Here is a 26607-nt window from a genome sequence, read left to right as displayed (position 1 = left end):
CATGAAAGCAACCTTCACGCTGTTGACCACTTGCCTGCTGCTGGCCGCCTGCAGCACGCCCTTACCCGGCCCGGACAACGGCATCCAGCCGCCGCCCGCCTGGGCGTTTGCCCGGAGCGCAGCGACCCAACGCACCGATGCCCGCTGGTGGCAACACTTTGGCAGCCCGGAACTGAACCGGCTGATCGAACAGGCCAGCCGCGACAGCCATGAAGTCGGCGCGGCCTTGGCACGGGTGCGTCAGGCCCAGGCAACGGCGATCATCGGCGGCGCGCCATTGCTGCCTGAACTGAGTTATGGCCTGCGGGGGGAACGTAATAAGTTCATGCGCAGCAGCGACCGCAAGGCCAACCCGTCGGACGACAACAACACCGACATGTTTACGGCCGACCTGACCGCCAGCTACGAGGTGGATTTCTGGGGCGGCGTCGCGGCCGGTCGAGACAGCGCCCTTCAGAGCCTGCGTGCCAGCCAGTTCGATCAGGCAACCGTGGAGCTGACGCTGCTCAGCAACGTTGCCGACCGCTACGCGCAAACCCTGTCGGCCCGCGAGCAAGGCCGCATCGCCGAACTGAATCTGGCCAACGCGCATGACGTGTTGCGACTGGTGCAGACGCGCTACGACTCGGGCTCGGCGACGGCACTGGAACTGGCGCAGCAGAAAAATCTGGTTGCCACCCAGCAACGCGAACTGCCACGGATTCAGCAACTGGCCAACGAACAGCTGATCACCCTCGCCGCCCTGCTGGGCCAACCGGTGCAGCGCCTGAAACTGGACAACCAGGCATTCGACAGCCTGAGCTGGCCGGACATCGGCAGTGGCGTGCCCAGCGACCTTCTCACACGCCGCCCGGATCTGGCAAAGGCCGAAGCCGAACTGGCAGCCGCACACGCCAACGTCACGATTGCCCGCGCGGCCATGCTGCCCAAACTCACTCTGAGCGCACGCGTCGGCACTGAATCGGTTCGCGCCGAAGACTGGCTTCGCGCCCCGTTCAGCAGTCTGGCGGCGGGCTTGGTCGGCCCGATTTTCAACAACGGCCGCCTTGGTGCAGAACGTGACCGGGCCACCGCACGACAGGAAGAACTGCTGGAAACCTATCGCGGCGCAATCATCAACAGCTTCGCCGACGTGGAAAAGGCCCTGAACAGCATCGACGGTCTTGATCGCCAGCGTGGCTGGCACGAAGAAGAGCTGAAACAGGCCCAGACCGCGTTTCGCATCGCCCAGAGTCGTTATCAGGAAGGTGCCGAAGACCTGCTGACCGTGCTTGAAACCCAGCGCACCTTGTACCAGGCACAGGACGTCAGCGTGCAGTTGAGGCTGTCCAGAGTGCAGGCCAGTATCGCGCTGTACAAAGCACTGGGCGGTGGATGGCAGGTGCGTTGAGTGGCATAGCGGACGCTTAAATAGCCCTTGAACGAACACAATGCAGAATGTGGGAGGCGGCTTGCCGGCGATCTGCCGGGAAACGGCAGCAAAACCTGCATACGCGGTGTGTCAGATGCAACCTGGGCCCGCTGCGCAGCCCATCGCTGCCGTCGTAACCTCCGAGAGCTCCCACGCCCTGCGGGCCGAAGCTAGTGTGCGTGCAGTTCAGTCAATTACAGCGTGTTTGATAAGAGGCGGTGAGCTGTAAGACAGCGCCTATCCGCCTAAAACCACTTCTCCGGCAGCAGATTGCGCGCATACCACGGGCGACGGGGCACGCGGCGGACCAGATCGCCGAGTTTGTCATCGGCGGCAAAGGTAATGCGCAGCGCAAGCTTCATGACTTCCGGGTCCATCTCCATCGACGTGCCGGCCTGCAGCCCCGGTGTGGTGCTGCAACCGTGGGTGTCCGGCCCCAGCCACGGGTCGCTGACTTCCACCCAGCGACCCGACGCGAACCAAGGCACGCCGTTGACTTCAAGGCGCTTCACCTCACCGGGATGAAAGCGCTCGTGAGCCCGAAACCAGTCATCGATACGGTCGTCGATCCAGCCATGAAACATCCAGAACACCGGGTTGACGTGGGACGAGAACGGGTCGGCCAGAAAGTCGTTTTCAGGGCCGAACCAGCGCTCGGCAAAGTCATCCGAACGTCGCGCCATCGGCACCGGCTGGCCGTTAGCCGGATCACGGGCCACCGAGGCCCAACGCATGTGCAGCCAGTCGTGCAGCTCCAGTTCGACCTGCGAACCAAACTGTCCCAGTGTCAGCGTCGACAGAAAGCGCGGGTCACGGTACTGGGATTCCCAGACCTGAAAATGGGTGTGATACGTCTCGGGACTTTTGATGTCGCTGACCAGTTGGGTGTACTCCTCGTCACCCTGCGCCAGCCAGTTCGGCGGCAGTGAACAGCCGTCGTGGTTGTCGAAATAACGCGCGAAGCCCAGTCGGTCACGCTCCAGTTCCGGCTGGGGCATCGGAAAACGCGGCCAAGACGGCAGGTCCTGAATCGTCCGGGCCTGAATCAGCATGTGTCGGTGCATATAAAAGAAGTCCACGCCCGAACCGTTACGATCCTTGTGCGGTCCGCGAGCGTCGCGCTCCTTGTCCCGCGGCCCCGGCTGCCAGCCGATCCCGCGCAAGGCTTTCTGCTTGTCGCTGGGCAGCTTGTGCCATTTGTCACGGGACGCATGCCAGAGTTGGTGGAACAGACGATGTTCTTTGGAGATCAGCCAGGCATGAAACTCAGGCGTCAGATTGACCCGTTCTCGCGCCTCAGGAAACAGTTGCTTGACAGCGATTACGCGGCTTTCCAGCTCCGGCAAGGCCAGCGGTCGATCAAGGCGCTCGATACGGCCACTCAGCGTGCCGCTGCCAGCATTGCCAAACGCGCCCCAGACCTCATCCAGAATCAGGCTGAATTCGTAATCCGGCGTGTCGCTGTGCGGGCCGTTGCCTGCGTGACCGTCCATGACCCGCAGATACAATTTGGCAGCGTTGGCCGGTTGCAGGTCGCCAATCACCCGAAAACGCGGCATAGCATCGCCGCGCAGGTTTTCAGCGGTGTCGATGTAACCACGCAATCCACGGCCCCGCGGGGCGATATCGAGGAACATTTCCAGACCGTCCAGCGGCGCGCCGCGCAGCCCTGCATCGCGCCCCTCGAAACGCAGCGTCCACACGCCGCGCAGCTTGTCGGCCAGACGCTGAGTGGCAGTATCGGCCGGGCCTGCGGTGGCCTCACCAGGCGTGACGGGCTCCTCGACACGCGTGAACTCCCGATGGGCATACCAGACCGCTGGCACTGCCGCGCCGGTCAGCGCCAGACCTGCGATGAAACCTCGTCGAGAAATCGTCATTGCCCTACCTGTTACAGCCCCCGAGACACCGGGTATCCAGCTAGAACGTAAAGCCTGCGGATAAATTTACTTCTCGGCTCGCCTGAGCAGGAAGCACTGATTGAGCCCGAGCGCTCGGCTCACTGAATCCGCAGTCTCTGTGTCACGGCTGCATGCCCACGCGGAGCATACGATCAGGTGCGGCCTGGCAAGACCACCGCTAAATTTCTCCGCCATCCGCTCGTTCTCCCCAGATAGCAACGGCCCTGCTGCCCGCACGCAAGGCAGGCCTGCACCGATCATCTGAACGAGACGGCAATGACAAAACCGCGTTGGAAAAAGGCTCTCTTCATCGGCCTGCCACTGGCCCTGGCCATCAGTGCAGGCGCAGGCTATTTGGCCTGGAATTACTGGTCACCCGCAGGCTACCCGGTCAAGGTCATGAAGCAGGCAGAAGACCTGCAAGAGCGGATCATTTCCTTCGACAGCCACATCACGGTGCCGATGAAGTTCGGCAGCGAGCGCAACGAGGCTGACAAGGACGGTTCCGGCCAGTTCGATCTTGTGAAGACCGCACGTGGCCGTCTGTCAGGTGCAGCCTTGACGGTGTTCGGCTGGCCGGAGATCTGGAACGGCGCCAACGCACCACATCGCCCGACACCCGGCTTCGTCGAGGAAGCGCGCAAGCAACAGGAAGTGCGCTACACCATCATCACCGGCATGGTGCGCGACTTCCCCCATCAGGTCGGCATCGCCTACACCCCGGACGACATGCGCCGCTTGCAGGGCGAAGGCAAGTTCGCGATTTTCATCAGCATGCTCAACGCCTACCCGCTGGGTAACGACCTTGATGCGCTTGACCGATGGACAGCGCGAGGGATGCGTATGTTCGGCTTCAGCTACGTGGGCAACAACAGCTGGGCGGACTCATCGCGCCCGCTGCCGTTCCTCAACGACACGCCGGATGCGCTGGGCGGTCTGTCCGAGATCGGCAAACAGGCCGTGCAGCGCCTGAACGACCTTGGCGTGATCATCGACGTGTCGCAAATGTCGAGCAAGGCGCTGGAACAAGTCAGCCAATTGAGCCGCACGCCGATGGTTGCCTCGCACTCGGCACCGCGTGCGCTGGTGGACATTCCACGCAACCTCAGCGATGAAGAAATGCAACGGATCAAGCAGAGCGGTGGCGTGGTCCAGGTCGTTGCTTTCCCTGCCTATCTGAAGCCCTTGAGCCAGAAGACCCAGGACAAGCTCAACGCGCTGCGCAAGGAATTCGACCTGCCGCCACTGCCCAATCTCGCAATGGCGCTGATGCCCGGCGATGCAATCATCACGGTCTGGCCGGAACAACGCTTCGGTGCTTACGCCAGCAAGCTTTACGCAATTCTTGAGGAAGAGCCCAAGGCCACGGTCAAGGATTTCGTCAACGCGATCGATTACACGGTGAGAAAGATCGGCATCGACCATGTCGGCATCAGCTCAGACTTTAACGACGGTGGCGGCGTGGAAGGCTTCAACGACGTCAGCGAGATCCGCAACGTGACCGCCGAGCTGATCGAGCGCGGCTATGCCGAAGCCGACATCGCCAAATTGTGGGGTGGCAATTTCCTGCGTGTCTGGGAACAGGTGCAGGCCTCGGCCAAGCCGGTGGTCAAGCCATGACTGATCGCAGAACGTTCCTCAAACAGGCCGGACTGCTGGCCGCCGCCCTGCCACTTGGCTCGGGCCTGATCGCACCCGCTACGGCTGCCACGCCAGAACCGGTGTCGGCAGACAAATGGGGCGGGCTCAAGCAACTGTTCAATCAGGACCCGGACTACATTCACTTCTCCAACTTTCTGGTGGCCTCGCACCCAAGACCCGTGCGCGAAGCCATCGAGCAGCACCGCGCCCACATTGATCGCAACCCCGGTCTGGCAATGGATTGGGACCTGCAGGAAACCGAACTGCGCGAGCATGAAGTGCGTGTCTGGGCAGGCAAATACCTGAATGCCAAACCTGGCCAGATCGCCTTGACCGGCAGCACCACCGAAGGGCTGGCGATCATCTACGGCGGCCTGCACATCCGCCCGGATCAGGAAATCCTCACCACCGAACACGAGCACTCCTGCGCCCGCAGCATCCTCAATTTCCGCCAGCAGCGTGACGGCACTCAGGTGCGCAGAATCCGCTTGTTCAAAGACCCGGCGCAGGTGTCGGCCGACGAAATCATCGGTTCGATTGCCCGCAACATCCAGGCCAATACCCGTGTACTGGGCATGACCTGGGTGCAATCGGGCAGCGGCGTAAAGCTGCCGCTCGGCGCTATCGGCGATCTGGTCGAGGAGCACAATCGCAACCGCGACGCCAAGGACCGCATCCTGTACGTAATCGACGGCGTGCACGGCTTTGGCGTGGAGAATCTGGATTTCCCGGCCATGAAGTGCGACTACTTCGTGGCGGGCACCCACAAGTGGATGTTCGGCCCGCGTGGCACCGGGATTGTTTGCGCCCGCTCGGAACAGATGACCGATCTCACGCCCACGATCCCGACCTTCTCCGAAGCGACCAATTTCGCCACCACCATGACGCCGGGCGGCTATCACTCGTTCGAACACCGCTGGGCGCTGAACAAAGCGTTCGAGCTGCACCTGCAACTGGGCAAGGCCGATGTTGAGGCGCGCATCCATCAGCTCAACAGCTACCTCAAGGAACGCCTGCAAGCGCAGCGCAACGTCGAGCTGGTCACACCGATGGACCCTGCCCTGTCGGCAGGTTTCAGCTTTTTCAGGGTCAAGGATCAAGCCAGCGACGAGGTGGCGGCCTGGTTGATGAAAAACCGCATGGTGGTCGATGCGGTGAGCCGCGATGTCGGCCCGGTGGTGCGCACCGCGCCAGGCCTTCTGAACAGCGAAGCCGAAGTCGACCGCTTCATGGCGCTGCTCGACCAGCGTACCTGACGCCTGCACACCCGCTATCACCTGCTTTCCGCTTTTTGCCACTGAGGCCCGTCATGAAAAAGATGCTGTTCACCCTGTCCCTGACCTCGCTGTTCGGTCTGTTCTTGAGCGGCACCGTTCAGGCGGCGACGCCTGAGGCCGGGAAAGTCTTCAAGGACTGCAAGGATTGCCCCGAAATGGTCGTGCTGCCTGCGGGCACCTTCACCATGGGCGCGCCGGAAGAGGAACTGGGTCGCCAGCCGGACGAAGGGCCGATGCACGATGTGACCTTCGCCAAACCCTTCGCCATCAGCCGCTTTCAGGTGCTGAGCGGCGAATGGGACGCCTACATCAAAAGCTCCGGTTACAAAATGCCGGACGGCGATACCCGCCCCGGACGCGAATGCAAGGCAGGCAAGCCGCGCTATCCGCTTGGCCCGCGTCAGCCTGCGGTGTGCATGGACTGGAACGAAGCCAAAGCCTACGTCGCCTGGCTGTCGAAGAAGACCGGCAAGTCCTACCGCATGGTCAGCGAAGCGGCCCGTGAATACGCCGCACGCGGCGGCAGCAAGGGTTCGTTCCCGTTCCCGATGGATGAAGGCAAGACGTATGGCATCGCCAAACACGCCAACACCTACGGCCCGGAAGACGGTTTCAGCTACACCGCCCCGGCGGGCAGCTATAGCCCGAACGACTTCGGCATCTACGACGCCCACGGCAACGTGTACGAGTGGACCGCCGACTGCGAGACCAGCAACTACAACGGCGCGCCCACCGACGGCAGTGCCTGGCTGGCGGGCGATTGCACCTGGAAAATGATTCGCGGCAACGACTGGACCGAAGCGCCTATTTTTTCGCGCTCCGGCAACCGCAACAGCCGCCAGCCGGATGTACGCGGCGACTGGCTGGGCTTTCGGGTCATGCGCGACCTCTGACCGACTCATCGAGCCTGCGGCCTTTGACAAGGCCGCCATCACGGACACTCACGAGAACCCTCATGACCCTCAAAACCCAAAGCCTCGCCGGGGAAACCCTGAGAATCCTCAAACCTTTCTGGTGGCTGGTGGCGCTGTCGACGGTGCTGGGGATCGTCAGTGGCCTGAGCGTGACAGCGTTGCTGGCGACCATCAATAACGCGATGAACCTGCCGGCCGGGCCGAATACCCACACCGCGCTGCTGTTCGCCGGGCTGTGCGTACTGACGCTGGCGTGTTCGACACTGTCCAACCTGTCGACCCACTACGTGGGCCAGCGAGTGGTCGCCAACCTGCGCCGCGAACTGGCAGCCAAGGTGCTGGTCGCGCCGATCGAACAATTGGAACGTTATCGCTCGCACCGGCTGATCCCGGTGCTGCTTAACGACGTCAACACCCTCAGCACCTTTGCCCTGTCGGTGGCACCGATGGTGATCGCGTTTACCGTGACCCTCGGCTGCCTGACCTATCTGGCCTTGTTGTCGTGGCAGATTCTGGCACTGACGGTGTTGACCGTTGTGTTGGGCACCGGTGCGCAGTACCTCGCCCACGCCTTCGGGACGCGGAGCATTCAGTCGGCACGCAATGGCGAAGACGAACTGCAGAAGCACTACCAGGCGCTGTCGGCAGGTGCCAAGGAGCTGCGCATCCAGCGCAAGCGTCGCCAGCACATGCTCGATGAACAGATCCACGGCACCACCGAGCAGATCTGCCGCGCGAACATCCGCGCCGCGAATATTTTTGTCAGTGCCGAGACCTTCGGGTCAATGCTGTTCTTTGCCGTGATCGGCATGGCCATCGCCTTTCAGGCCTTGTGGCCGACCACCGAGAAAACCGTGCTGGGCGGCTTCGTGCTGGTGATGCTGTACATGAAAGGCCCGCTGGAACGCCTGATCAATTCCCTGCCCGCCATCAGCCGCGCGCAGATCGCCATGCGCCGTATTGCCGAGCTGTCGTGGAAGTTTTCAAGCCCCGAGCCGCACCTGCTGGTCAGCGACCGGCCCAATTCACTGGCCAGTCTCAAGACGCTGGAGCTGCATCAACTGCGTTATGACTACCCGGCCGTGGAAGGCAGCGACGCGTTCCACCTCGGCCCGGTCAACCTGAGCATCAAGCAGGGCGACATCGTGTTCATCGTGGGCGAGAACGGCTGCGGCAAGACCACGCTGATCAAGCTGCTGCTGGGCCTGTACAAACCGCAACAGGGCGAAATTCGCCTAAACGGCGAGTCTGTCACGCCGGAACACCTGGATGACTATCGGCAGCTGTTTACCACGATCTTTGCCGATTACTACCTGTTCGACGAGCCGCTGCAGGGCCAGGCGAGCCTGCCGGAAGACGCGGGCAAGTACCTGGAGCGTCTGGACATCGCCCATAAGGTCAGCATCCGTGACGGTGCTTTTACCACCACCGATCTGTCCACCGGCCAGCGTAAGCGTCTGGCGCTGATCAATGCCTGGCTGGACGAGCGTCAGGTGCTGGTGTTCGACGAATGGGCCGCCGATCAGGACCCGGCCTTCCGTCGCGTGTTCTATACCGAGCTGCTCCCCGAACTCAAGCAGCAGGGCAAGACCATCATCGTCATTTCCCACGATGACCGGTATTTCTACATCGCCGACCAGTTGGTGCGCATGCACGCCGGGCAAATCGACGTCGAACAGGTACAGAGTGCCTCCGTTTCAGCCTGATTGAAGGCGTTACCGACGCCCCGCCCGGCCTGTCCACGAGCGGGGCTTTTTCGTTCTATGGGCCGCCTGCGCAGGTGCATTGCTAGCCATCCGCCATCTTTTTTCACGCGATGTGAAAAATTCATTAAATAACAGTGATTCGCTTTCGTTCTCATTTACAGCAACGGTGCGCATGGCTGCTTTCTCGCCCGATTGCCCATAAAAAAGTTGCTCCTGACTGCGCGAATGGCGGAACAGACCAGCCCGCGCAGATCTGACCGACGCTATCTGCCCTTTGCCGATACCTACTAAAAAGAGCCACGTCATGCACAACCCGTCTCGACTCACCCCGCTCAGCAAAGCCTTGCTGCTCAGCCAGATGTTCAGCGCCCGACCATCTGTGGCAGCAATGGGTTTCGCGCTGTGCATGCCGCTGGCTGTGCAGGTCCAGGCGGAAGAAGCCACCACAGAAGGCTCGACCACCGCAGGCACGGTGACCCTGGCCCCAACCGCCATCGACTCCAATTCGCTGGGCACCACCACCGATGGCACGGGTTCCTACACCACTGGCGCCGTGAGCATCGGCAAAGGCGCACCGCAGTCGCTGCGTGAAACGCCGCAGTCGGTCAGCGTCGTGACACGACAGGTGATGGACGACAACAACCTGAACAGCCTCAGCGACGTGCTGGAAGACACCCCCGGCATGAGCTTCCAGTACCGCAACTTCGGCGGTCACGTGTACACCTCGCGCGGCTTCTCGCTGCTGGCGGAGAGCTTTCTGGTCGATGGCATTGGCGGCCAGGGCTATCAGATCACCGGCTGGATGCAGCCGGACATGGCCATCTACGACCGTGTCGAAGTGCTGCGTGGCGCGTCCGGCCTGCTGGTCGGCGCGGGTCAGCCCGGCGGTGCGGTGAACCTGGTACGCAAGCGTCCGACCGCAGAGAACAAGTTTTCGATCACCACCCGCGCCGGTTCCTGGGATCAGTACCGGGTCGACCTGGACGGCAGCGGCAAGCTCAACGATTCAGGCACCCTGCGTGGCCGTATGGTCGCCGCCTATGACGACAGCGGCTCGTACCTGGATGGCCGCGACAGCCGCACGCCGCTGCTGTACGGCATCGTCGAAGCCGACGTGTCTGACACCACCACGCTGACCATGAGCCTGCGTCGCCAGGAACAGGTCATCAACGGCTACTCCATCTACGCCCTGCCCCGCTACAGCAACGGCCAGTCGCTGGGCCTGTCACGCTCGACCAACCTGGCGCAGGACTGGAACCGCCTCGAAAGCGACATGACTGAGGTGTTCACCGAAATCGAACACCGCTTCAACGATGACTGGAGAAGCCGGACGTCGTTGACCTATTCCCAAGGCGGATTCGATCAGGCGATAGCCTATGCACGCGGCGCGGTAAACCCCAACACGCTGGCAGGCTCGGCGTTTCAGAACACCTTGTTCCGCAAGGACGAAGTGAACAGCACCGGCCTCAACAGCCAGTTGGAGGGCAACTTCAACGCGTTCGGCCTGAACCATCAGTTGACCCTCGGTGCCGACTGGTCCAGACAGGAATCCAATACCAAACAGGCGCAGGTCCGAACGGCTTCGCCCATCAACATTTTCAACGTCAACCAGAACGCCTTCCCCAAGCCCGTACGTCCGGCCTGGGGCAACGACATCGACATGACCGAAGAGCGTGCAGGCCTTTACGCCAATGCGCGGATTCACTTGAGCGAACCGTTGAGCCTTGTACTGGGCAGCCGTTTGAGCTGGTACGACTATCAGTACGATGTAAAAACCGGCGCAGCCAACAGCTACGAATCCAAGCAGACGCAGGAATTCACACCGTTCGCCGGTCTGATCTACGACATCAACGACAACTGGTCGTGGTACGCCAGTTACGCCGATATCTTCACGCCGCAGGCCGACTTCGTCGACATCGCTGGCTCGCCGCTGGATCCGGCCATCGGTTCCAACTACGAAACCGGCTTCAAGGGCGAGCTGTTCGACAAGCGCCTGAACCTGTCGATGGCGCTGTTCTACATCAAACAGAAAGACGTTGCGGCAGTGGATCTGTCGGAGGCAGCCTCGACAACGCTCTGCCCAACCAGCGCCGACGGCTCGTGCTACCTGCAAGACGGCATCAAGCGCAGCAAGGGCGTGGAAATCGAAGCCAGCGGCGAAGTCTTGCCGGGGCTGCAAGTGTTCGGCGGCTACACCTACAACCTGTTGCGCAACAACGGTGACGCAGAAGTGGCTTACGAAACGCCGAAACACATGCTGCGCCTCAACACCAGCTACAACCTGCCGGGCGCCTGGAATCGCCTGACTCTGGGGGCTGGCGTATCGGCAGACTCGGGTTACGAAGTGCCGTTCAACGACCAGTTGGGCGTTGCCGGTCGCGCGATCTGGGATGCCCGTGCCTCCTGGAAGCTGGACGAAAACTGGCGTGTTTCGCTCAACGCCGAGAACCTGTTCGACCGCAAGTACTACACCACTGCCGTGGCCACCGACCGTTCCAACGTCTACGGCGAACCCCGCAGCTACGTCCTGACCCTGCGCGGAGATTTCTGATTTACCGCCCGATGCCCGGATGACTGCGACAACCACAAAGCCAAGGGGAAGCCCTTGGCTTTTTGTGCTTTCGCGGCGTCGACATCAACGAGATTTATCCGATGCCGGAAACAGCCCGTGATTGAAAGAACGCAATGGCGTGGGAGGCGGTTGCCTTGAGCACGCGCTCTGTCAAAGACAATGGGTTTGCACACGAAGACTGATGCCCCGAATCACCCAAGCGACGACAAAACCATTATCCTGCACGCGCGTACCAAAAGAGCCCTCCTGCTATGCCGCCACCCCTTAAACGCCGCCACACAAGGCGCGTGAAACCCGTCGACCAAAGTCCGAAATCCGGGTTGGCGCTGAAGGGTATGGGGTTGATGTTGTCGCTGTTTTTTCAAGGCACTGCGTTGGCAGAACACTTCGAGTTCGACATCCCCGCGCAACCCTTGAGCAGCGCCTTGAACGAGCTGGCGCGCCAGGGCGATCTGCAAGTGCTGTACAACCCGGACGACGTGCGTGGCAAAACCGGCAGCCCGGTGCGCGGCAGGCTCACCCCCGAACAGGCGGTCACGGATCTGCTTCGGCAAGCCGGTGTTGCGCACACCTTCGAGGCCAATACGCTGACGCTCAGCCAGACGCCGGTCCTGCCGCCCGTGACCCTCAAACCGATGGCGATTCAGGCGCGGCAATTCGGCGTCACTACCGAGGGCAGTGGCTCATACACCACCAACGCAGTCAGCCTCAACAAGACGCCCCACTCATTGCGCGAAACACCGCAATCGGTAACGGTCGTGACGCGCCAGTTGATGGACGACAAGAACCTGACCGGCCTTGACGAGGTGATGGCGCAAACACCGGGTATTACCTTTTCTCAACGCAACTTCGGCTCACACGTGTTCAGTGCTCGCGGCTTCGCGATGGAAGACGAAAGCTATACGATCGATGGCGTTTCCGGCCAAGGCTACAGCGTGACCGGCTGGATGACACCGGACATGGCGATTTACGACCGCGTCGAAGTGCTGCGCGGTGCAGCAGGCCTATTGATCGGCGCAGGCAATCCTGGCGGTGCGGTCAATCTGGTGCGCAGACGCCCTACCGCGATCCCCAGGTTATCGGTCACCACCCGCGCAGGCAGCCGGGACAGCTACCGGATGGACCTGGATGGCAGCAGCGCGCTTAACGATGCAGGCAACCTTCGCGGCCGCTTCGTGGCGTCCTACGAGGACCGAGGCTACTTCACCGACGAATTGCATAAAACCGCGCCATTGCTGTACGGCACCCTGGAAACCGATCTCAACGATGACATCACGCTGACCCTGGGCCTGCGCCATCAGCGCTCGGACATCAGAGGGTTTTCCATCTTCGGCCTGCCACGCTACAGCGATGGTCGTGCCCTGCATCTGTCCCGTTCCACCTCGCTGGCGCAAGACTGGAATCGCCATCAGACCGAAACCAACGAGGTGTTCAGCGAGCTGGAACATCACTTCAACGAGGACTGGACGGGCACCGTGTCGGTGACTCACTCTGAAGGCGATTTCGATCAGCGAGTGGCCTACGCCCAAGGCGCCATTGACCCGCAGACCCTCACCGGTTCCCGTCCGATCAAGACCCTGTTTCGCTCCGACACGTTGCAAAGTACCGGTTTCGACAGTCATCTGGATGGCCGCTTCGACGCCTTCGGCCTGACGCACCAGTTGACCATAGGCGCCAACGGGTCGGATCAGGAACGCCGTTCGCGGCAAGTGCTGGTCACTTCAAGCAAGGCGCTGGATGTCTTCAACCCGGACCACAGCGCCGTCGTCCAGCCGAACCATCCGGCCTGGAGCACTATCACCGACTTCAGCGACAAGCGTTACGGCGCCTACAGCAACCTGCGCCTGAACCTGACTCAATCCTTGGGTCTGGCGATGGGTGGACGCATCAGTTGGTATGACTATCAGACCCAATCGGCAGGCCTGACGACCAAGGCCCGGCAGGATCAGGAAGTCACGCCTTTCATCGGCGTGATCTACGACCTGAGCCCCGAGTGGTCGTGGTACGCCAGCTACACGGATATTTTCTTGCCGCAGAGCGGTTACCGGAATGCAGGCGGCAAATTCCTCGAACCGGCCATCGGTGCCAGCCATGAAACAGGGATCAAGGGCGAGCTTTTCGACAAGCGCCTGAATGTATCGCTGGCCGTGTTCTACGTGAAACAGAAAGACGTGGCGGCGGAGGACGACGCCAACAGCGGCAACTGTCCAACCAACGATAGCTATGGCACCTGCTACCTGAACGGCGATATCCGGCGCAGCAAAGGGTTTGAGCTGGAAGCCAGCGGCGAACTGCTGCCAGGCTTGCAAACACTGGCGGGGTATACCTTCAACCTGACGCGAGGCAGCGACGGGCAGTCGATTTCCGCCGAAACACCCCGCCACCTGTTCAGGCTGACCAGCAGCTACACCCTGCCCGGTGCCTGGCACAGGTTGACAGTGGGGGCAGGCGTTTCAGCCCAGAGTGGCTATTCGGAAATCGAATCGACCCAGGTCATCAAAAACCCCGGCCGGGCGATCTGGGATGCCCGCGTGTCGTGGAAAATAGACGAGCACTGGTCCGTCGCCCTGAACGGCAACAACCTGCTGGACCGCACGTATTACAAGGCCACGGGCGATACTGACCGGGGCAATTATTATGGCGACCCGCGCAACTATGTACTGACCGTACGCGGGGATTTTTAGCTGTCGAGTCCAGTCAGGCGGCGGTGCTGCAACGCTTTGCTGACGCGATTGTGAGAACACCGCCGATTGCGACGCGGGTGAAGGCTGAGCTCTGGCACTGATTCGGGGTCAGGTCGAAGAAACCAAGGCAAAACCGGCGCTGGAAACGGCATGGGCACGATCAGAATCGAGACGTGAGCCTGATCACGCCCTCCTCAACCGCGTCACCAGCCCCTCCAGAAACCCATCGGCAATCACCACATTATCGTGGCGCTGATCCACCACCGTTGAACTCGCCAGCCCGTTCACCGAGCATTGTTCGAGCAGCACCTGTTCGGCCTTGGCAATCTGGTCGGGTGCGCGGCTTTGCCCGGCCCACCAGCAGTCGACTTTCACGCTCAACGGTTTCAACACGAACGCTTCGCTCAGGCGGGCGTTGGCGTCCAGCAGGCGATAGCCGGTTTCAATCTCGTCCTGCACGGCGATGTCCTGAAACACGCTGCGCAGGCTGTCGGCGCTCATGCCCGCATCCAGCGCCACCTTATCGACCACAAAGTCGATGACTTCACCTTCGCTTGAAACCGACTGCCGGGCCGTTTCGATCAGTGTGACAATGGCCTCTTCCTGCAAACCCGGCACAAACGCCTGAAGGCTCTTGATCAAGCTGCGGTAGTAATTTTCGCCCTGTTTCTGCGTGGCGGTCTGCGGATCTTCCTGGATAAACGCCATGCCGATAGAGGCAGGCAACTGGGTATCTACCAGCCCGACAAATTCCACGCGCTCACCCGCGCCTTCCAGACGGTGGGCAATGTCGATGGCCAGTGCGCCGCCCATCGACCAGCCCAGCAGGCTGTAAGGTCCGACCGGCTGTGTATTGCGAATCTGCTCGACGTAATAGTCGACCATGTCCGTCCAGGACGTATCGAACCAGCCCGGCACTACGTACGCCTTGTTGACCAGCCCGTAGACCATGCGGTCATCGTTCAGCTTTCCGGCCAGCGGGTAGTAGGAATACGTACCGCCGCCGCCCGGTGGCAGACAGAACAAGGGCGTTCGGGCCGAATGGCTGGTGTTCATGGCGATAACTGCCGACATGACCTTCGCCTCCCCGGCGCGCATGAAGTCCGCCAGTTCGCCCAAGGTCTGCATCAGCAGAAAATCATGCAGTTTGATTGAAACATCGAAGGTTTCGCGGATCCGTCCGGCCAGTGAAACCGCCAGCAGCGAGTGCCCACCCAACGCAAAGAAGTTGTCGTTCAAGCCGACCTGTTCGACCTGCAGCACCTGCTCCCAAAGCGCCGCCAGACGCTGTTCGAACTCGGTACGCGGTGCCATATAACCCTGCGCACGGCCTGTTTCAGGTTTGGGCAAAGCGCGGCGGTCCAGCTTGCCGTTGGCAGTCAGCGGCATGGCGTCGAGCAGTACGAAATGCGTAGGCACCATGTAATCCGGCAGGTGCGCCTTGAGCCGGGTTTTCAATGCGGCGCGCAAAATCGCTGTGTCCTGACCCGCCTCGCTCGGCACCAGGTAGGCCACCAGTTGTTTGCCGACAGGGCCGTCGATGTCGATCACACTGGCTTCGCGCACGGCGGCGTGTTCATTCAAACGTGCTTCGATTTCGCCCAGTTCGATGCGCAACCCGCGGATCTTCACCTGATGGTCGATCCGCCCGGCGTATTCAATCACGCCCTCGTCCTGTCCTTGGTTGCGATAGCGCGCCAGATCGCCAGTCCGGTACAGACGCCCGCCGCCCTGCTCGTCGAACGGATCCGGCACGAAGCGTTCAGCCGTCAGCGCTGCACGGTTGTGGTAGCCCCGCGCCAGCCCGACGCCACCCAGGTACAGCTCCGCCGCCACGCCCGGTGCGGCAGGCAGCAGGCCGTCGTCGAGGATGTGGGTCTTGAGGTTGTCGATGGGGCGCCCGATCGGCACGCTCAATACGTCGTCTGGCGTACAGGTCCAGTGCGTCACGTCGATGGCCGCTTCGGTCGGGCCGTACAGGTTGTACAGGCCGACCTGTGGCAAGCGCTTGAGCACCTGCCCGGCCAGTTCCGCTGGCAAGGCTTCACCGCTGCACACCACGCGTTTCAGGCTATGGCAGCTTTCCACCTGTTGATGAGTGAGGAAGGCCTGCAGCATGGACGGCACGAAGTGCAACGTGGTGACCTGATATTGCTGGATGGTCTGCACCAGCCGCTCGGGTTCACGATGATCGCCCGGCAGTGCGACGGCCAGCCGCGCACCGGTCAGCAATGGCCAGAAAAACTCCCAGACCGAGACGTCGAAGCTGAACGGGGTTTTCTGCAATACGGTATCGGTTGCATTCAGCGCATAAGCCTTCTGCATCCAGTGCAAACGGTTGACCAGCGCACGATGACTGTTGCCCGCGCCCTTGGGTTTGCCGGTTGATCCTGAGGTGTAGATCATGTACGCAAGGTTCAGCGGATCAGTGAGGTTGACCGGGTTAGTGGTGCTGTAACCGTCAAGCCAGTCGCTGTCCTGATCCAGGCACAGACTCTGCACCCCGGCAGGCAGCGGCAAACGCGCCAGCAGCGGGGTCTGGGTGAGCAGCAGGCCGATGCCGCTGTCCTGCATCATGTAGGCCAGCCGGTCTTCAGGGTAGTCCGGGTCCAGCGGCACGTAAGCACCGCCCGCCTTGACGATGGCCAGCAGGCCAATCACCAGTTCCAGACTGCGCTCGACACAGATACCGACCCGCACATCCGGGCCGACACCCGACTCGCGCAGCCGATAGGCCAACTGGTTGGCGCGGGCGTTGAGCTGCGCGTAGCTCAACGTCTGATGGTCAAAGATCAGCGCGGGAGCGTCCGGCGTCGCCAGCACTTGGGCTTCGATCAGTGTGTGAATGCATTGTTCGCTGGGGAACGCCGCAGCCGTGGCGTTCCAGTCACGCAGCACCTGCTGCTGCACGGGCTGATTCAGCAACGCCAGTTCACCAAGGGCTGCGTTCGGGTCACGCATCAGCGCCTGCAACAGGTGTTGGACATGTGCCGACAACTGCGCCACATCGCACTCGCTCATGCGCTGACGGTCGTAGCTGAAACGCATGGACAGGGTCCGCCCCAGATTGACCACCAGCGTCAGCGGGTAATGGGTCTGCTCCTGGGTGTGCAGGCCACCGAACACCAGCCCCGGCGGCGCGGTCTGTTGCAACGCGTCGGACACCGGATAGTTCTCGAACACCAGAATACTGTCGAACAGCGCCTCACCGCCGCTGCGCGCCCAGCGCTGAATGTCGTACAGCGGCGTGTGTTCATGCTCACGCAAGGCCAGGTTCTTAGCCTGCACCTGCTGCACCCAGTCGGCCACGGTTTGCTCGGGACGCGGGCTGGCGATCACCGGCAGGGTGTTGATGAACAGACCGAGCTGCTCCTCGACACCCGGCAGGTCTGCTGGACGTCCGGCCACGGTTGCGCCGAAGGTCACGCTGGAGTGCCCGGTGTAACGTTGCAGCACCAGGAGCCACGCCGATTGCACCAGCGTATTGAGGGTCACGCGCTGCTCTCGGGCGAACTCGCTCAGGGCGTGTGTGACGTGTGCGTCGAACAGGTGGAGGTGATCGCCCTGCCCGCTCTCGCTCGGGCGTGATGTGAAGCGCTGCATCAGGCGGGTCGGCTCGTTCAGTTCTGCGAGCTGTTCGTTCCAGAAGCGTTCGCTGAGCGCCGCATCCTGACGTTGCAGCCACTCGATGTAGTCCCGATAACGGCTGGCCTGCCTTGCTGGCGCCTGCCCGCTGTAGCGTTGCAGCACTTCGCCCAGCAGCCGCGAGCTGCTCCAGCCGTCCATGAGGATGTGATGGCTGGTGTAGATCAGTTGATGGCGGTCCTCGCCCGTGCGCAGCAGCGCCAGACGCAGCAAAGGCGCCTGAGCCAGATCGAAGCCCTGCCGACGGTCCGCATCGGCCCAGTCGTCCAGCCATTGCGGCGTCAGGCCTCTGGCGTCGACTTCGGTGAACGGCATCGAGACGTCGCGTAGCACCACCTGCAGCGATTGATCCAGATGGCTAACAAAACCGCTGCGCAGCACCTCATGAGCGTCGAGCGTGGCCTGCCAGGCCGCCTTGAAACGCGCAACGTCCAGCCCTGTGACCTCGACGCGCATCTGGTTGATGTAATGCCCCGCCGCTTGCGCAAACAGGGTGTGGAACAGCATGCCCTGCTGCATCGGCGCCAGTGGGTAGATGTCTTCGATGTTCCGGGCGGCCATCGGCAGGCTGTTCAGCTGTGCCTGGGTCAAGCGGGCCAGCGGGAAATCGGAAGGCGTAACACCGGCCACGTCTGGCGAGGTGCAGTGAGCAATGAGCTGTTGCAACTCCAGCGCGTACTCGTCGGCCAGCCGTTGCATCGTGTCCGTCTCGAACACCGCGCGGCTGAAACTCCAGCTCAAGCGTAACTCGCCGCCATACACCTGACCGTTGATGCTGATGGGCGCAGCCAAAGGCGCTTCGGCGCCTTGCGAAGCACCCGCACTGTCCGCAGACGGCGTGAACAACGCGTCTTGCGCATCGAAACTACCGTCGAACTGGCCCAGGTAATTGAACACGATGCTGCCTTGCGGCAACTGTTGCAGCGTTTGACGAGCGGCGTCGCTGCCCAGATAGCGCAGCGCGCCATAGCCCATGCCTTTATCCGGCACCGCGCGCAGTTGTTCCTTGATGGTCATGACCGAATCGGACAGCGCGTCCTGCGCCGAAAGCCTGACCGGATACAGAGTGCTGAACCAGCCCACCGTGCGGGTGATGTCCAGCGCGTCGAACAGGTCTTCGCGGCCGTGGCCTTCCAATCGAATCAACACCTCGGAACGCTGAGTCCAGCGGCTGATCACCCGGGCCAGCGCGGTCAGCAGCAGGTCGTTGATCTGAGTGCGATAGGCAGCCGGCGCATCCTGCAGCAGTTGCCGGGTCAGCTCGCTGTCGAGCTGCGTGACCACCGATGCCGCGTGTTTCTGCTGTTGCCCGCCGTGCGGATGGTCGAGCGGCAACTCGTCACTGGCGTCCTGAAGCTGGTTCTGCCACCAGAACAGTTCCTGCTCCAACGCAGCGCCGTGTGCATGGGCGTGTAGATGCTCGGCCCAGGCTTTCAGAGAACTGGTCTTGCTCGGCAGCGTTACGGGCTGACCTGTAGAAAGAGCCTGATACGCCTGTTGCAGGTCTTCCAGCAATACCCGCCACGACACGCCATCCACTACAAGGTGATGGATGACCAGCAGCAGGCGTTGCTCGTTGTGCGGCAGATTGACCAGCACCGCGCGCAGCAGCGGGCCGTTTTTGAGATCAAGACTGCGCTGCGCCTCGTCAGCCAGTTCGGTCAGGCGCTCGGCGGCGTCCAGTTCATGCGTCCACAGCAGGTCGCGGGTGTTCAGCGCCCCAAAGGTGGCGTGCCACTGGCCATCCTGTTGCGCAAAGCCCAGGCGCAAGGCATCGTGTTGCTCAATCAGCGCGGTCAGCGCATGTTGCAGCAGCGTGGCCTCCAGCGGGGTGTTGGGCTTGAGCATCACCGCCTGGTTCCAGTGATGACGCTCGGGAATGTCCAGTTCGAAGAACCGCGCCTGAATCGGCAGCAGTGGCAGCGAACCACTGACCTGCTCCACCGCAGCCGCCGGTTTCTTCTGAATCAGTTTTGCCACCGACGCCAACTGGCCGATGGTCTGCTTTTCGAACAACTGCTTGGGGCTGAGCTTGATGCCCTGGCGCTTGGCACGGGCAATGATTTGCAGGCTGAGGATCGAGTCGCCGCCCAATTCGAAGAAGTTGTCCGTGCTACCCACTTGTTCCAGCTTCAGCACATCGGCCCAGACGGCAGCGAGCTTTTCCTCGATCTCGCCGACCGGTGCGGTGTAGCGCTGTTTGACCACGCCCGGCTTGGGCAACGCACGTTTATCCAGCTTGCCGTTGGCGGTCAGCGGCAGACGTTCGAGCAGCAGGATCTGCGCAGGCACCAAGTATTCCGGCAGGCGTGCGGCCAGCTGTTCACGCAAGGTTTCAACGCTCACCGACGCCACGCACCAGGCCACCAGTTGCAGGCGCGACTCATCGCTCTCCAGAGGCGCGGCCAGCACCACCGCTTCGGTCACGCCTTCCAGGGATTGCAACAGCTGACCGACTTCACCGGGCTCGACCCGATAGCCACGGATTTTCACCTGATCGTCAGCGCGCCCCAGGTATTCCAGCACGCCGTCCACCCAGCGGGCGCGGTCGCCTGCACGGTACAGGCGTTTGCCGTCAGCGTCGGGGTCAGGCACGAAGCGTTCGGCAGTCATGGCCGCACGGCCCAGATAACCCTGCGCCAGGCCTGCGCCGCCCAGATACAACTCACCCGCGACGCGCTCAGCGACCGGATTCAGGTAAGCGTCCAGCACACGCGCCTTGCCGTTGGCCAGCGGTTGACCGACCGGCACGCTGCGGCAGGCGGACAACCGTTCCGTCATCTCGTGGGTGAGGATGCCGACCGTGGTTTCGGTTGGCCCGTAATGGTTGACGATCCGGCAGCCCGGCTTGAGCGAACGCACCTGTTCGATCAGGGACCATGCACTGGCTTCGCCACCGAGAATGAGCACCTGCCTCGGCAGCACATCGGCGGGATTGGCCGCCTGTAAAAGCCCTTGCAGATGGCTCGGAACGATTTTCAGCACCTCGACCTGATGCTCGGCCATGTAGCGGGCAAACCCGTCCGGATCGAAGGCCTGTTCGTGGGACAGCAAATGCAGCGTACGACCCGAGGCCAGCGCGCCGAACAGCATGGTATGACCCAGGTCGGCGGCCACGGTGGAAACCATCGCCATGCTTGCCTGATCATCGAGCGACAAGCGCATCAGCACCGACTGCACGTAATTGGCCAGCGCGCCGTGGCTGATCACCACACCCTTGGGCTGCCCCGTAGAACCGGAGGTGTAGATGATGTAGGCCGGTTGTTCGGCAACCACGTCAATACCTAACGCATCATCGGCGAGGTCGGCCCACTGGGCGGACTTGAACGCCAGCACCGGGCAAACGTCCAGGTTCGCGACCTTGTCGTCGCCTGCGGCATGAATCAGCAGTACAGCGCCGCTGTCTTTGGACAGTTGCTGCAAGCGCTCGGCGGGTTGCGAGGTGTCCAGCGGCAGGTAGACCGCGCCCAGTTTCAGCACCGCCAGCAGGCTGATCACCCATTCCACCGAGCGGTCCTGACACAGCGCAACGCACATGCCCGAGCCGATGCCTTGGGCTTGCAGGTGGCGAGCGAAGCGGTTGGACTGCTGTTCCAGTTGCGCAAAACTAAGGGTTTGCTGACCGACCCGCACGGCCGTCTTGTCGCGTGCACTGTGCAAGCCCTGTTGCCAGAGGCCAAGGAAGTCGGAGCAGGCGAAAACTTGTGACGCCTCGATGCCCGGCAGTGCGCCAGTCAATGGCTGATCCGCCAGACGACGATCAACGTTCGTCACCAGCGCCTGCAACACACTGCGCAAAGCATCGGCGATGCGTTTTATGGTGCGCGCTTCGAACAGATCGGTGGCGTAGGTGAAGTAGCCGCGCAGGCCGCTCGGGGTGTCGGTGAAGTCGAAAGCCAGGTCGAATCGCGCATCGCCCGCGTCCACTGCAAACTCGCTGACGCTCAGCCCTGACAGGCTCTGGCGTGAGGCATCGGTCTGCTCGGCAGCGTAGACGTGTTGATTGATCTTGAACTGGAACAGCGGGTTGTGGCCCAGATTACGCTCCGGCGCCAAGGCATCCACCAGATGCTCGAAGGGCAACTCCTGATGCGACTGCGCACCGCTCACCACCTGTTTAACCTGATCCAGCAGCGAGGCGAAACTCTCGCGCTCGTCCACCTGCACGCGCAGCACTTGGGTGTTGATGAAGAAACCGATCAGCCCTTCCAGCTCGCTACGGGTACGCCCGGCATTCGGCGCACCGATACGAATATCGCTCTGCCCGCTGAACCGCGACAGCACCACAGACAGCGCCGCCAATACCTGCATGAAGATCGTCTGGCCACGACTGCGCGCCAGGGTTTTCAACTGCGCGGACAGTTGTTCCGAGAGATCGACCCGCACGGTCGCGCCGCGCTGGCTGGGCCGCAACGGGCGCTCATGGTCCAGCGGCAGGGTCAGCACCGGGTGTTCGCTGCCCAGTTGCTGCTTCCAGTAATCCAGTTGCCGTTCGCCCTCCCCGGCTTCCAGCCAGGCACGCTGCCAGATGGCATAGTCGGCGTATTGAATCGCCAGCTCAGGCAACGCAACCGCCTGGTCCAGGACCTGTGCCTGATAGAGCTGCACGAACTCGCGAATCAACAGCTCGCCCGACCAGCCATCGGACACCACGTGGTGCATGCAAACCGTCAGCACGTGTGCGGTGTCGCTCAACTGGAACACCTTGACCCTCAGCAGCCTGTCGCTCAGCAGGTCGAACGGTGTGTGCAGCTCGGCACGCACCTGCGCGTCGATCTGGTCAGCCTCGACGCTGACGCACTCCAGGGCAACGCTGCCCTGCGCCAGAATGACCTGATAAAACTCGCCGTCTTCGCAGACGAATCGGGTGCGCAGGGTTTCGTGGCGTTGCACCAGTTGATCGAGCGCTGCGCCGAGTGCCTGTCGGTTCAGCGGGCCAGTGAGGCGTACCGCCAGCGGCACGTTGTAGGCAATGTTGTGCGGTTCCAGTTGCCAGAGAAACAGCATGCGCTGCTGCGCGTACGACAGTGGAATGCGCCCGGCTTCATGGCGGGTCACGGCGATGGGCAGCAGCCGGAAGCTCTGCCCGGTCGCATTCATCTTGTCGAGGATCTGACGACGCTGTTCGACGGGCAAACCGACGAAACGCTGGGCGATGCGCGCTGCTGCAGACTTGTCCATGTCAGATACCCGCCATTTCGTTCATCATTTTCTCGATATCGGACAAGCCGTCCTCGGTCAGCGACAGGCCGCTTTCGGCAAAGACCTGGATAAACTCATTCAATTGCGGCTTCTCGAAGATCAGGCGCAGCGGTATGTCGATGCCCAGCGCGGTGTGGATTCTGGAAACAAGCTGCGTGGCCAACAACGAATGGCCACCCAGTTCGAAAAAGTCGTCGGTCAGCCCTACTCGCGTCACGTTCAGGACCTCGGCCCAGATCGCAGCCAACTGCTGTTCCTGCTCAGTGACCGGCGCCACATAAAGACGCTGCAACTGGCTGGCATCCGGTTTCGGCAGGGCCTTGCGGTCCAGCTTGCCGTTGGGCGTCAGCGGCAATTGCGCCAGCCAGATGAAATGGCTGGGCACCATGTACTCCGGCAGCCCTTGCTTGAGGAACGCCTTGAGGTCATCGCGAAGCGCACCGGTATCACGGCTCGGATCGCTGGCTACCAGATAGGCGACCAGTTGCTTGCCGGACGGCCCGTCGGTATCGATGACCACCGCGTCCTGAATACTGTCCTGCTCCAACAGCCCGGCTTCGATTTCGCCCAACTCGATCCGGAAACCGCGAATCTTCACCTGATGGTCGAGACGCCCGGCGTACTCGAGGATGCCGTCGACGTGGTAGCGCGCCAGATCGCCCGTGCGATACAGGCGACTGCCGTCGGCGGCGAACGGATCGGGAACGAAGCGCTCGGCGGTCAGCGCCGCACGGTTGTGATAACCCCGCGCCAACCCATCGCCACCGATCAGCAATTCACCCCGGGCACCGATGGGCACCAGGTCGGCGGCATCGCTGACGACGTGCAACCGGGTATTGGCCAGTGCGCGGCCCAAGCGGATGTCGTCGCCATTGGTGAGGCAATGGCGGGCCGACCAGACCGTGGTTTCGGTCGGGCCGTAGACGTTCCAGACGTGTCCGGCCTGCTCGATCAGACGTTCTGCCAGCTCGACACTCAACGCCTCGCCGCCACACAGCACGGTCTTGCCGCGCAATGCGTTGGCCGGTGCGACGTCCAGCAGCATGCGCCAGGTCGAGGGCGTGGCCTGAATCACGCTGACCGCCTGCTGATCGATCACACGGAGCAGCGCCTGCGGGTCCTTGTTTTGATCAGGCTGCAACAGCACCACCGTGGCACCCCGCATCAGCGGCAGATACAGCTCAAGCCCTGCAATGTCGAACGACAGCGACGTCAGCGACAGCACCTTGTCATTCACCGTCAGGCCGGGCTGATCGGCCATGCTGGACAGGAAATTCACCAACGCATCATGACGAACCGTGACGCCTTTGGGCTGCCCGGTAGAACCCGAGGTGTAGATGACGTAAGCCAGGTTCTGAGAGTGCAGAGTGCTGCACGGATTGTCTTCGCTGTAGTCGGCCAGCCAGTCATCGGCACGGTCCATGCACAGGCTTTGCACGTTCGGTGGAATCGGCAGACTGAGCAGCAGATCGGTGCGGGTCAGCAACAGACTCAGGCCGCTGTCCTGAATCATGTAGGCCAGCCGCTCTTGCGGAAAGTCCGGGTCCAGCGGCACATAGGCACCGCCGGCCTTGAGGATCGCCAGCAGCGCGACGACCATGTCCAGGCTGCGCGGCACGGCGATGCCGACCAGCACCTCTGGGCCGACGCCCAGTTCGCGCAGCCGATGAGCCAACCGGTTGGTGCGGGCGTTAAGTTGGCGGTAGGTCATGCGCTCACGCTCAAGCATCAGCGCGATGGCATCGGGCGTGGCCTGCACCTGCGCTTCGATCAGCGCGGGCAGGCACTGGGCCGGATACGTCGAGGGCACCGGGTTCCACTCATGAACGATCTGCTGCTGTTCCACAGCGCTGAGCATCGGCAAATGCGCAACACGCAACCCGGCATTCACACAGATCGATCGCAACAACGCTTGCCAATGATCCGCCATGCGCTCGATGGCGCTGCGCTCGAACAGCGCAGTGGCGTAGGTCATGCCTGCGCTCAGCCCGCCATCGTGTTCGGCCGTGTTCAAGGTCAGGTCGAACTGCGCCGGATGGCTGTCGAATTCCACTGCCTGAACCTCTAGACCGGACAGCGCACGAAGCTCGGCGCTGGCCTGGCTCTGGTGGTTGAACATCACCTGGAACAACGGGCTGTGACTGAGGCTGCGTTGCGGCTGCAGGGCCTCGACCAGTTGCTCGAACGGCAGCTCCTGATGCGCCTGGGCCTGCAATGCCGTGTGTTTGACCTGTTGCAGCAGCTCGCTGAAGGTCGTGTGCAAGTCGAAGTCGGCGCGCAGCACCTGAGTGTTGACGAAGAAGCCGATCAGGCCCTCGGTTTCGGCACGGGTGCGGTTGGCAATCGGCACGCCGACGCGAATGTCGGACTGCCCGCTGTGGCGATGCAACAGGCTCTGGAACGAAGCCAGCAAGAGCATGAACAGGGTCACACCCTGCTGGCGGGCCACGCTTTTCAGTTGGTCGATCAGCGCCGCGTCCAGCTCGATGGCGAGCCGCGCACCGACATGGCTTTGCAGCGCCGGACGCGGATGGTCGGCGGGCAGTTCGAGCATCGGCTGCTCGTCACCCAATTGCTGCTTCCAGTACGCCAATTGCTGCGCCTGCTCGCCCGCCTCCATCCATCGGCGTTGCCACAACGCGTAATCGGCGTACTGCATGCTCAGTTCGGCCAGCTCCACGTCGCGGCCCTGGCTGAAGCCTTCGTAGAGACGCACCAGTTCATCGACCATGATCGGCATCGACCAGCCGTCGGAAACGATGTGGTGCTGGGTCAGGATCAAGATGTGCTCGTCACGGCCCAGGTTCAGCAGCCTGACGCGCAAGAGCGGGCCTTGTTCCAGGTCAAACGGGCGCTGCACTTCCTGCTGCACGAGGGCATCGGGGCTCTGGCCGCTCGGTACAGGCTCGACCGTGAGCGTGCAGGTGCGCGGCGGATGAATGATCTGCACCGCCTGCGCGCCATCTTGCCGGAACGTGGTGCGCAGGGTTTCGTGACGGGCGATCAACGCGCCGAAACTGTGTTCCAACGCCGCGATGTCCAGCGAGCCACTCAGGCGCAGCACCGCAGGCATGTTGTAAGCAGTGCTTTCCGGGTCAAGTTGCCAGAGAAACCATTGACGCTGTTGGGCATAGGACAGCCCCAGCGGCTCACTGCGGTCGGCTTTGACGAACGATGGCTCGGAATCCGGCTGGCCCTGCCCTGCACTCCGCGCGAACGTGGCCAGATCCGCCGCTTCAAACAGGTGACGCAAGGACAGGTCGACACTGAGCTGCTGACGAATGCGTGACATGACCTGCGTAGCCAGTAATGAGTGCCCGCCCAGCTCAAAGAAATTGTCGGTGCGACCGACCTGCTCCACTTTGAGCACGTGCGCCCAGATGGCGGCCAGTTGCTGTTCCAGCTCGCCTTCAGGAGCAACGTAGTGCGCCTGCAACTGGCTGGCATCCGGCGCAGGCAACGCCTTGCGGTCCAGCTTGCCATTGGCGGTCAGCGGCATGGCGTTCAGCAGCACGAAGTGGCTAGGCACCATGTAATCCGGCAGATGGGTTTTCAACTCGGTTTTCAGCGCTTCGCGAAGGGTTTGCGGGTCCTGCGCAGGATCGGTCGGCACCAGATAAGCCACCAGTTGCCCCTCCAGCGCGAGCACAGTCA

At 62.1% G+C, this 26607-nt stretch carries 10 protein-coding genes; 7 read left to right on the top strand and 3 right to left on the bottom strand.

All coding sequences use genetic code 11. The features are described 5' to 3' along the window. Window position 1: 1 nt before the first annotated feature. Window positions 2-1390, top strand: a complete 1389-nt coding sequence (locus ALP40_RS17090) for an efflux transporter outer membrane subunit (RefSeq protein WP_122209402.1) — start codon at window positions 2-4, stop codon at window positions 1388-1390. Window positions 1391-1656: 266 nt separating this feature from the next. Here ALP40_RS17090 and ALP40_RS17085 read toward each other — a convergent pair whose 3' ends face one another. Further along, the gene (locus ALP40_RS17085; RefSeq protein WP_122209401.1) at window positions 1657-3291 is read right to left on the bottom strand and encodes a PvdJ/PvdD/PvdP-like protein; all 1635 of its coding nucleotides are present in this window, start codon (window positions 3289-3291) and stop codon (window positions 1657-1659) included. A 297-nt stretch (window positions 3292-3588) separates the two neighbouring features. Between ALP40_RS17085 and pvdM the strand changes: the two genes are divergently transcribed. The 6 genes from pvdM to ALP40_RS17050 all read left to right on the top strand — a co-directional run bounded on the left by pvdM (window position 3589) and on the right by ALP40_RS17050 (window position 14106). Then, the gene (gene pvdM / locus ALP40_RS17080) at window positions 3589-4932 is read left to right on the top strand and encodes a pyoverdine-tailoring dipeptidase-like protein PvdM (protein WP_122209400.1); all 1344 of its coding nucleotides are present in this window, start codon (window positions 3589-3591) and stop codon (window positions 4930-4932) included. After that, complete coding sequence (locus tag ALP40_RS17075; RefSeq protein WP_122209399.1) at window positions 4929-6209, top strand: aminotransferase class V-fold PLP-dependent enzyme; 1281 nt, start codon at window positions 4929-4931, stop codon at window positions 6207-6209. Before pvdM ends, ALP40_RS17075 begins: the two co-directional genes overlap by 4 nt. Before the next feature lie 53 nt (window positions 6210-6262). Continuing rightward, a complete protein-coding gene (locus ALP40_RS17070) occupies window positions 6263-7123 on the top strand; it encodes a formylglycine-generating enzyme family protein (RefSeq protein ID WP_122209398.1) in 861 nt (286 codons plus the stop codon). Between the two features lie 62 nt (window positions 7124-7185). After that, window positions 7186-8850, top strand: coding sequence for a cyclic peptide export ABC transporter (locus ALP40_RS17065; protein ID WP_122209397.1), 1665 nt, complete (start codon window positions 7186-7188; stop codon window positions 8848-8850). Window positions 8851-9154: 304 nt separating this feature from the next. Next, window positions 9155-11401: a TonB-dependent siderophore receptor gene (locus ALP40_RS17055; protein ID WP_122209396.1), complete on the top strand. Its 2247-nt coding sequence runs from the start codon at window positions 9155-9157 to the stop codon at window positions 11399-11401. A gap of 272 nt (window positions 11402-11673) precedes the next feature. Beyond that, on the top strand, window positions 11674-14106 hold the full coding sequence (locus tag ALP40_RS17050) for a TonB-dependent siderophore receptor (protein WP_122209395.1): 2433 nt from the start codon (window positions 11674-11676) through the stop codon (window positions 14104-14106). Window positions 14107-14289: 183 nt separating this feature from the next. On the opposite strand, the gene ALP40_RS17045 is transcribed toward ALP40_RS17050, so the two are convergent. Both ALP40_RS17045 and ALP40_RS17040 read right to left on the bottom strand, forming a co-directional pair. Continuing rightward, a complete protein-coding gene (locus ALP40_RS17045) occupies window positions 14290-22932 on the bottom strand; it encodes a non-ribosomal peptide synthetase (protein ID WP_122209394.1) in 8643 nt (2880 codons plus the stop codon). Window position 22933: 1 nt separating this feature from the next. Then, window positions 22934-26607, bottom strand: a 3674-nt coding sequence (locus ALP40_RS17040; protein ID WP_122209393.1) for a non-ribosomal peptide synthetase, incomplete at its 5' end; no start/stop codon positions are given.

Source organism: Pseudomonas viridiflava, from assembly GCF_003702045.1.
GTDB lineage: Bacteria > Pseudomonadota > Gammaproteobacteria > Pseudomonadales > Pseudomonadaceae > Aquipseudomonas > Aquipseudomonas viridiflava_C.
Note: the sequence above shows the minus strand (reverse complement) of the source record. Positions and strands in the feature narration are given on the sequence as shown.

Excerpts from the sequence above, each read along its gene's own strand:
- ALP40_RS17070 (WP_122209398.1), top strand. The coding sequence starts at position 6,263 with ATGAAAAAGATGCTGTTCACCCTGTCCCTGACCTCGCTGTTCGGTCTG.
- ALP40_RS17065 (WP_122209397.1), top strand. The coding sequence starts at position 7,186 with ATGACCCTCAAAACCCAAAGCCTCGCCGGGGAAACCCTGAGAATCCTC.
- ALP40_RS17050 (WP_122209395.1), top strand. The coding sequence starts at position 11,674 with ATGCCGCCACCCCTTAAACGCCGCCACACAAGGCGCGTGAAACCCGTC.
- ALP40_RS17045 (WP_122209394.1), bottom strand. The coding sequence starts at position 22,932 with ATGGACAAGTCTGCAGCAGCGCGCATCGCCCAGCGTTTCGTCGGTTTG.
- ALP40_RS17085 (WP_122209401.1), bottom strand. The coding sequence starts at position 3,291 with ATGACGATTTCTCGACGAGGTTTCATCGCAGGTCTGGCGCTGACCGGC.
- pvdM (WP_122209400.1), top strand. The coding sequence starts at position 3,589 with ATGACAAAACCGCGTTGGAAAAAGGCTCTCTTCATCGGCCTGCCACTG.
- ALP40_RS17055 (WP_122209396.1), top strand. The coding sequence starts at position 9,155 with ATGCACAACCCGTCTCGACTCACCCCGCTCAGCAAAGCCTTGCTGCTC.
- ALP40_RS17090 (WP_122209402.1), top strand. The coding sequence starts at position 2 with ATGAAAGCAACCTTCACGCTGTTGACCACTTGCCTGCTGCTGGCCGCC.
- ALP40_RS17075 (WP_122209399.1), top strand. The coding sequence starts at position 4,929 with ATGACTGATCGCAGAACGTTCCTCAAACAGGCCGGACTGCTGGCCGCC.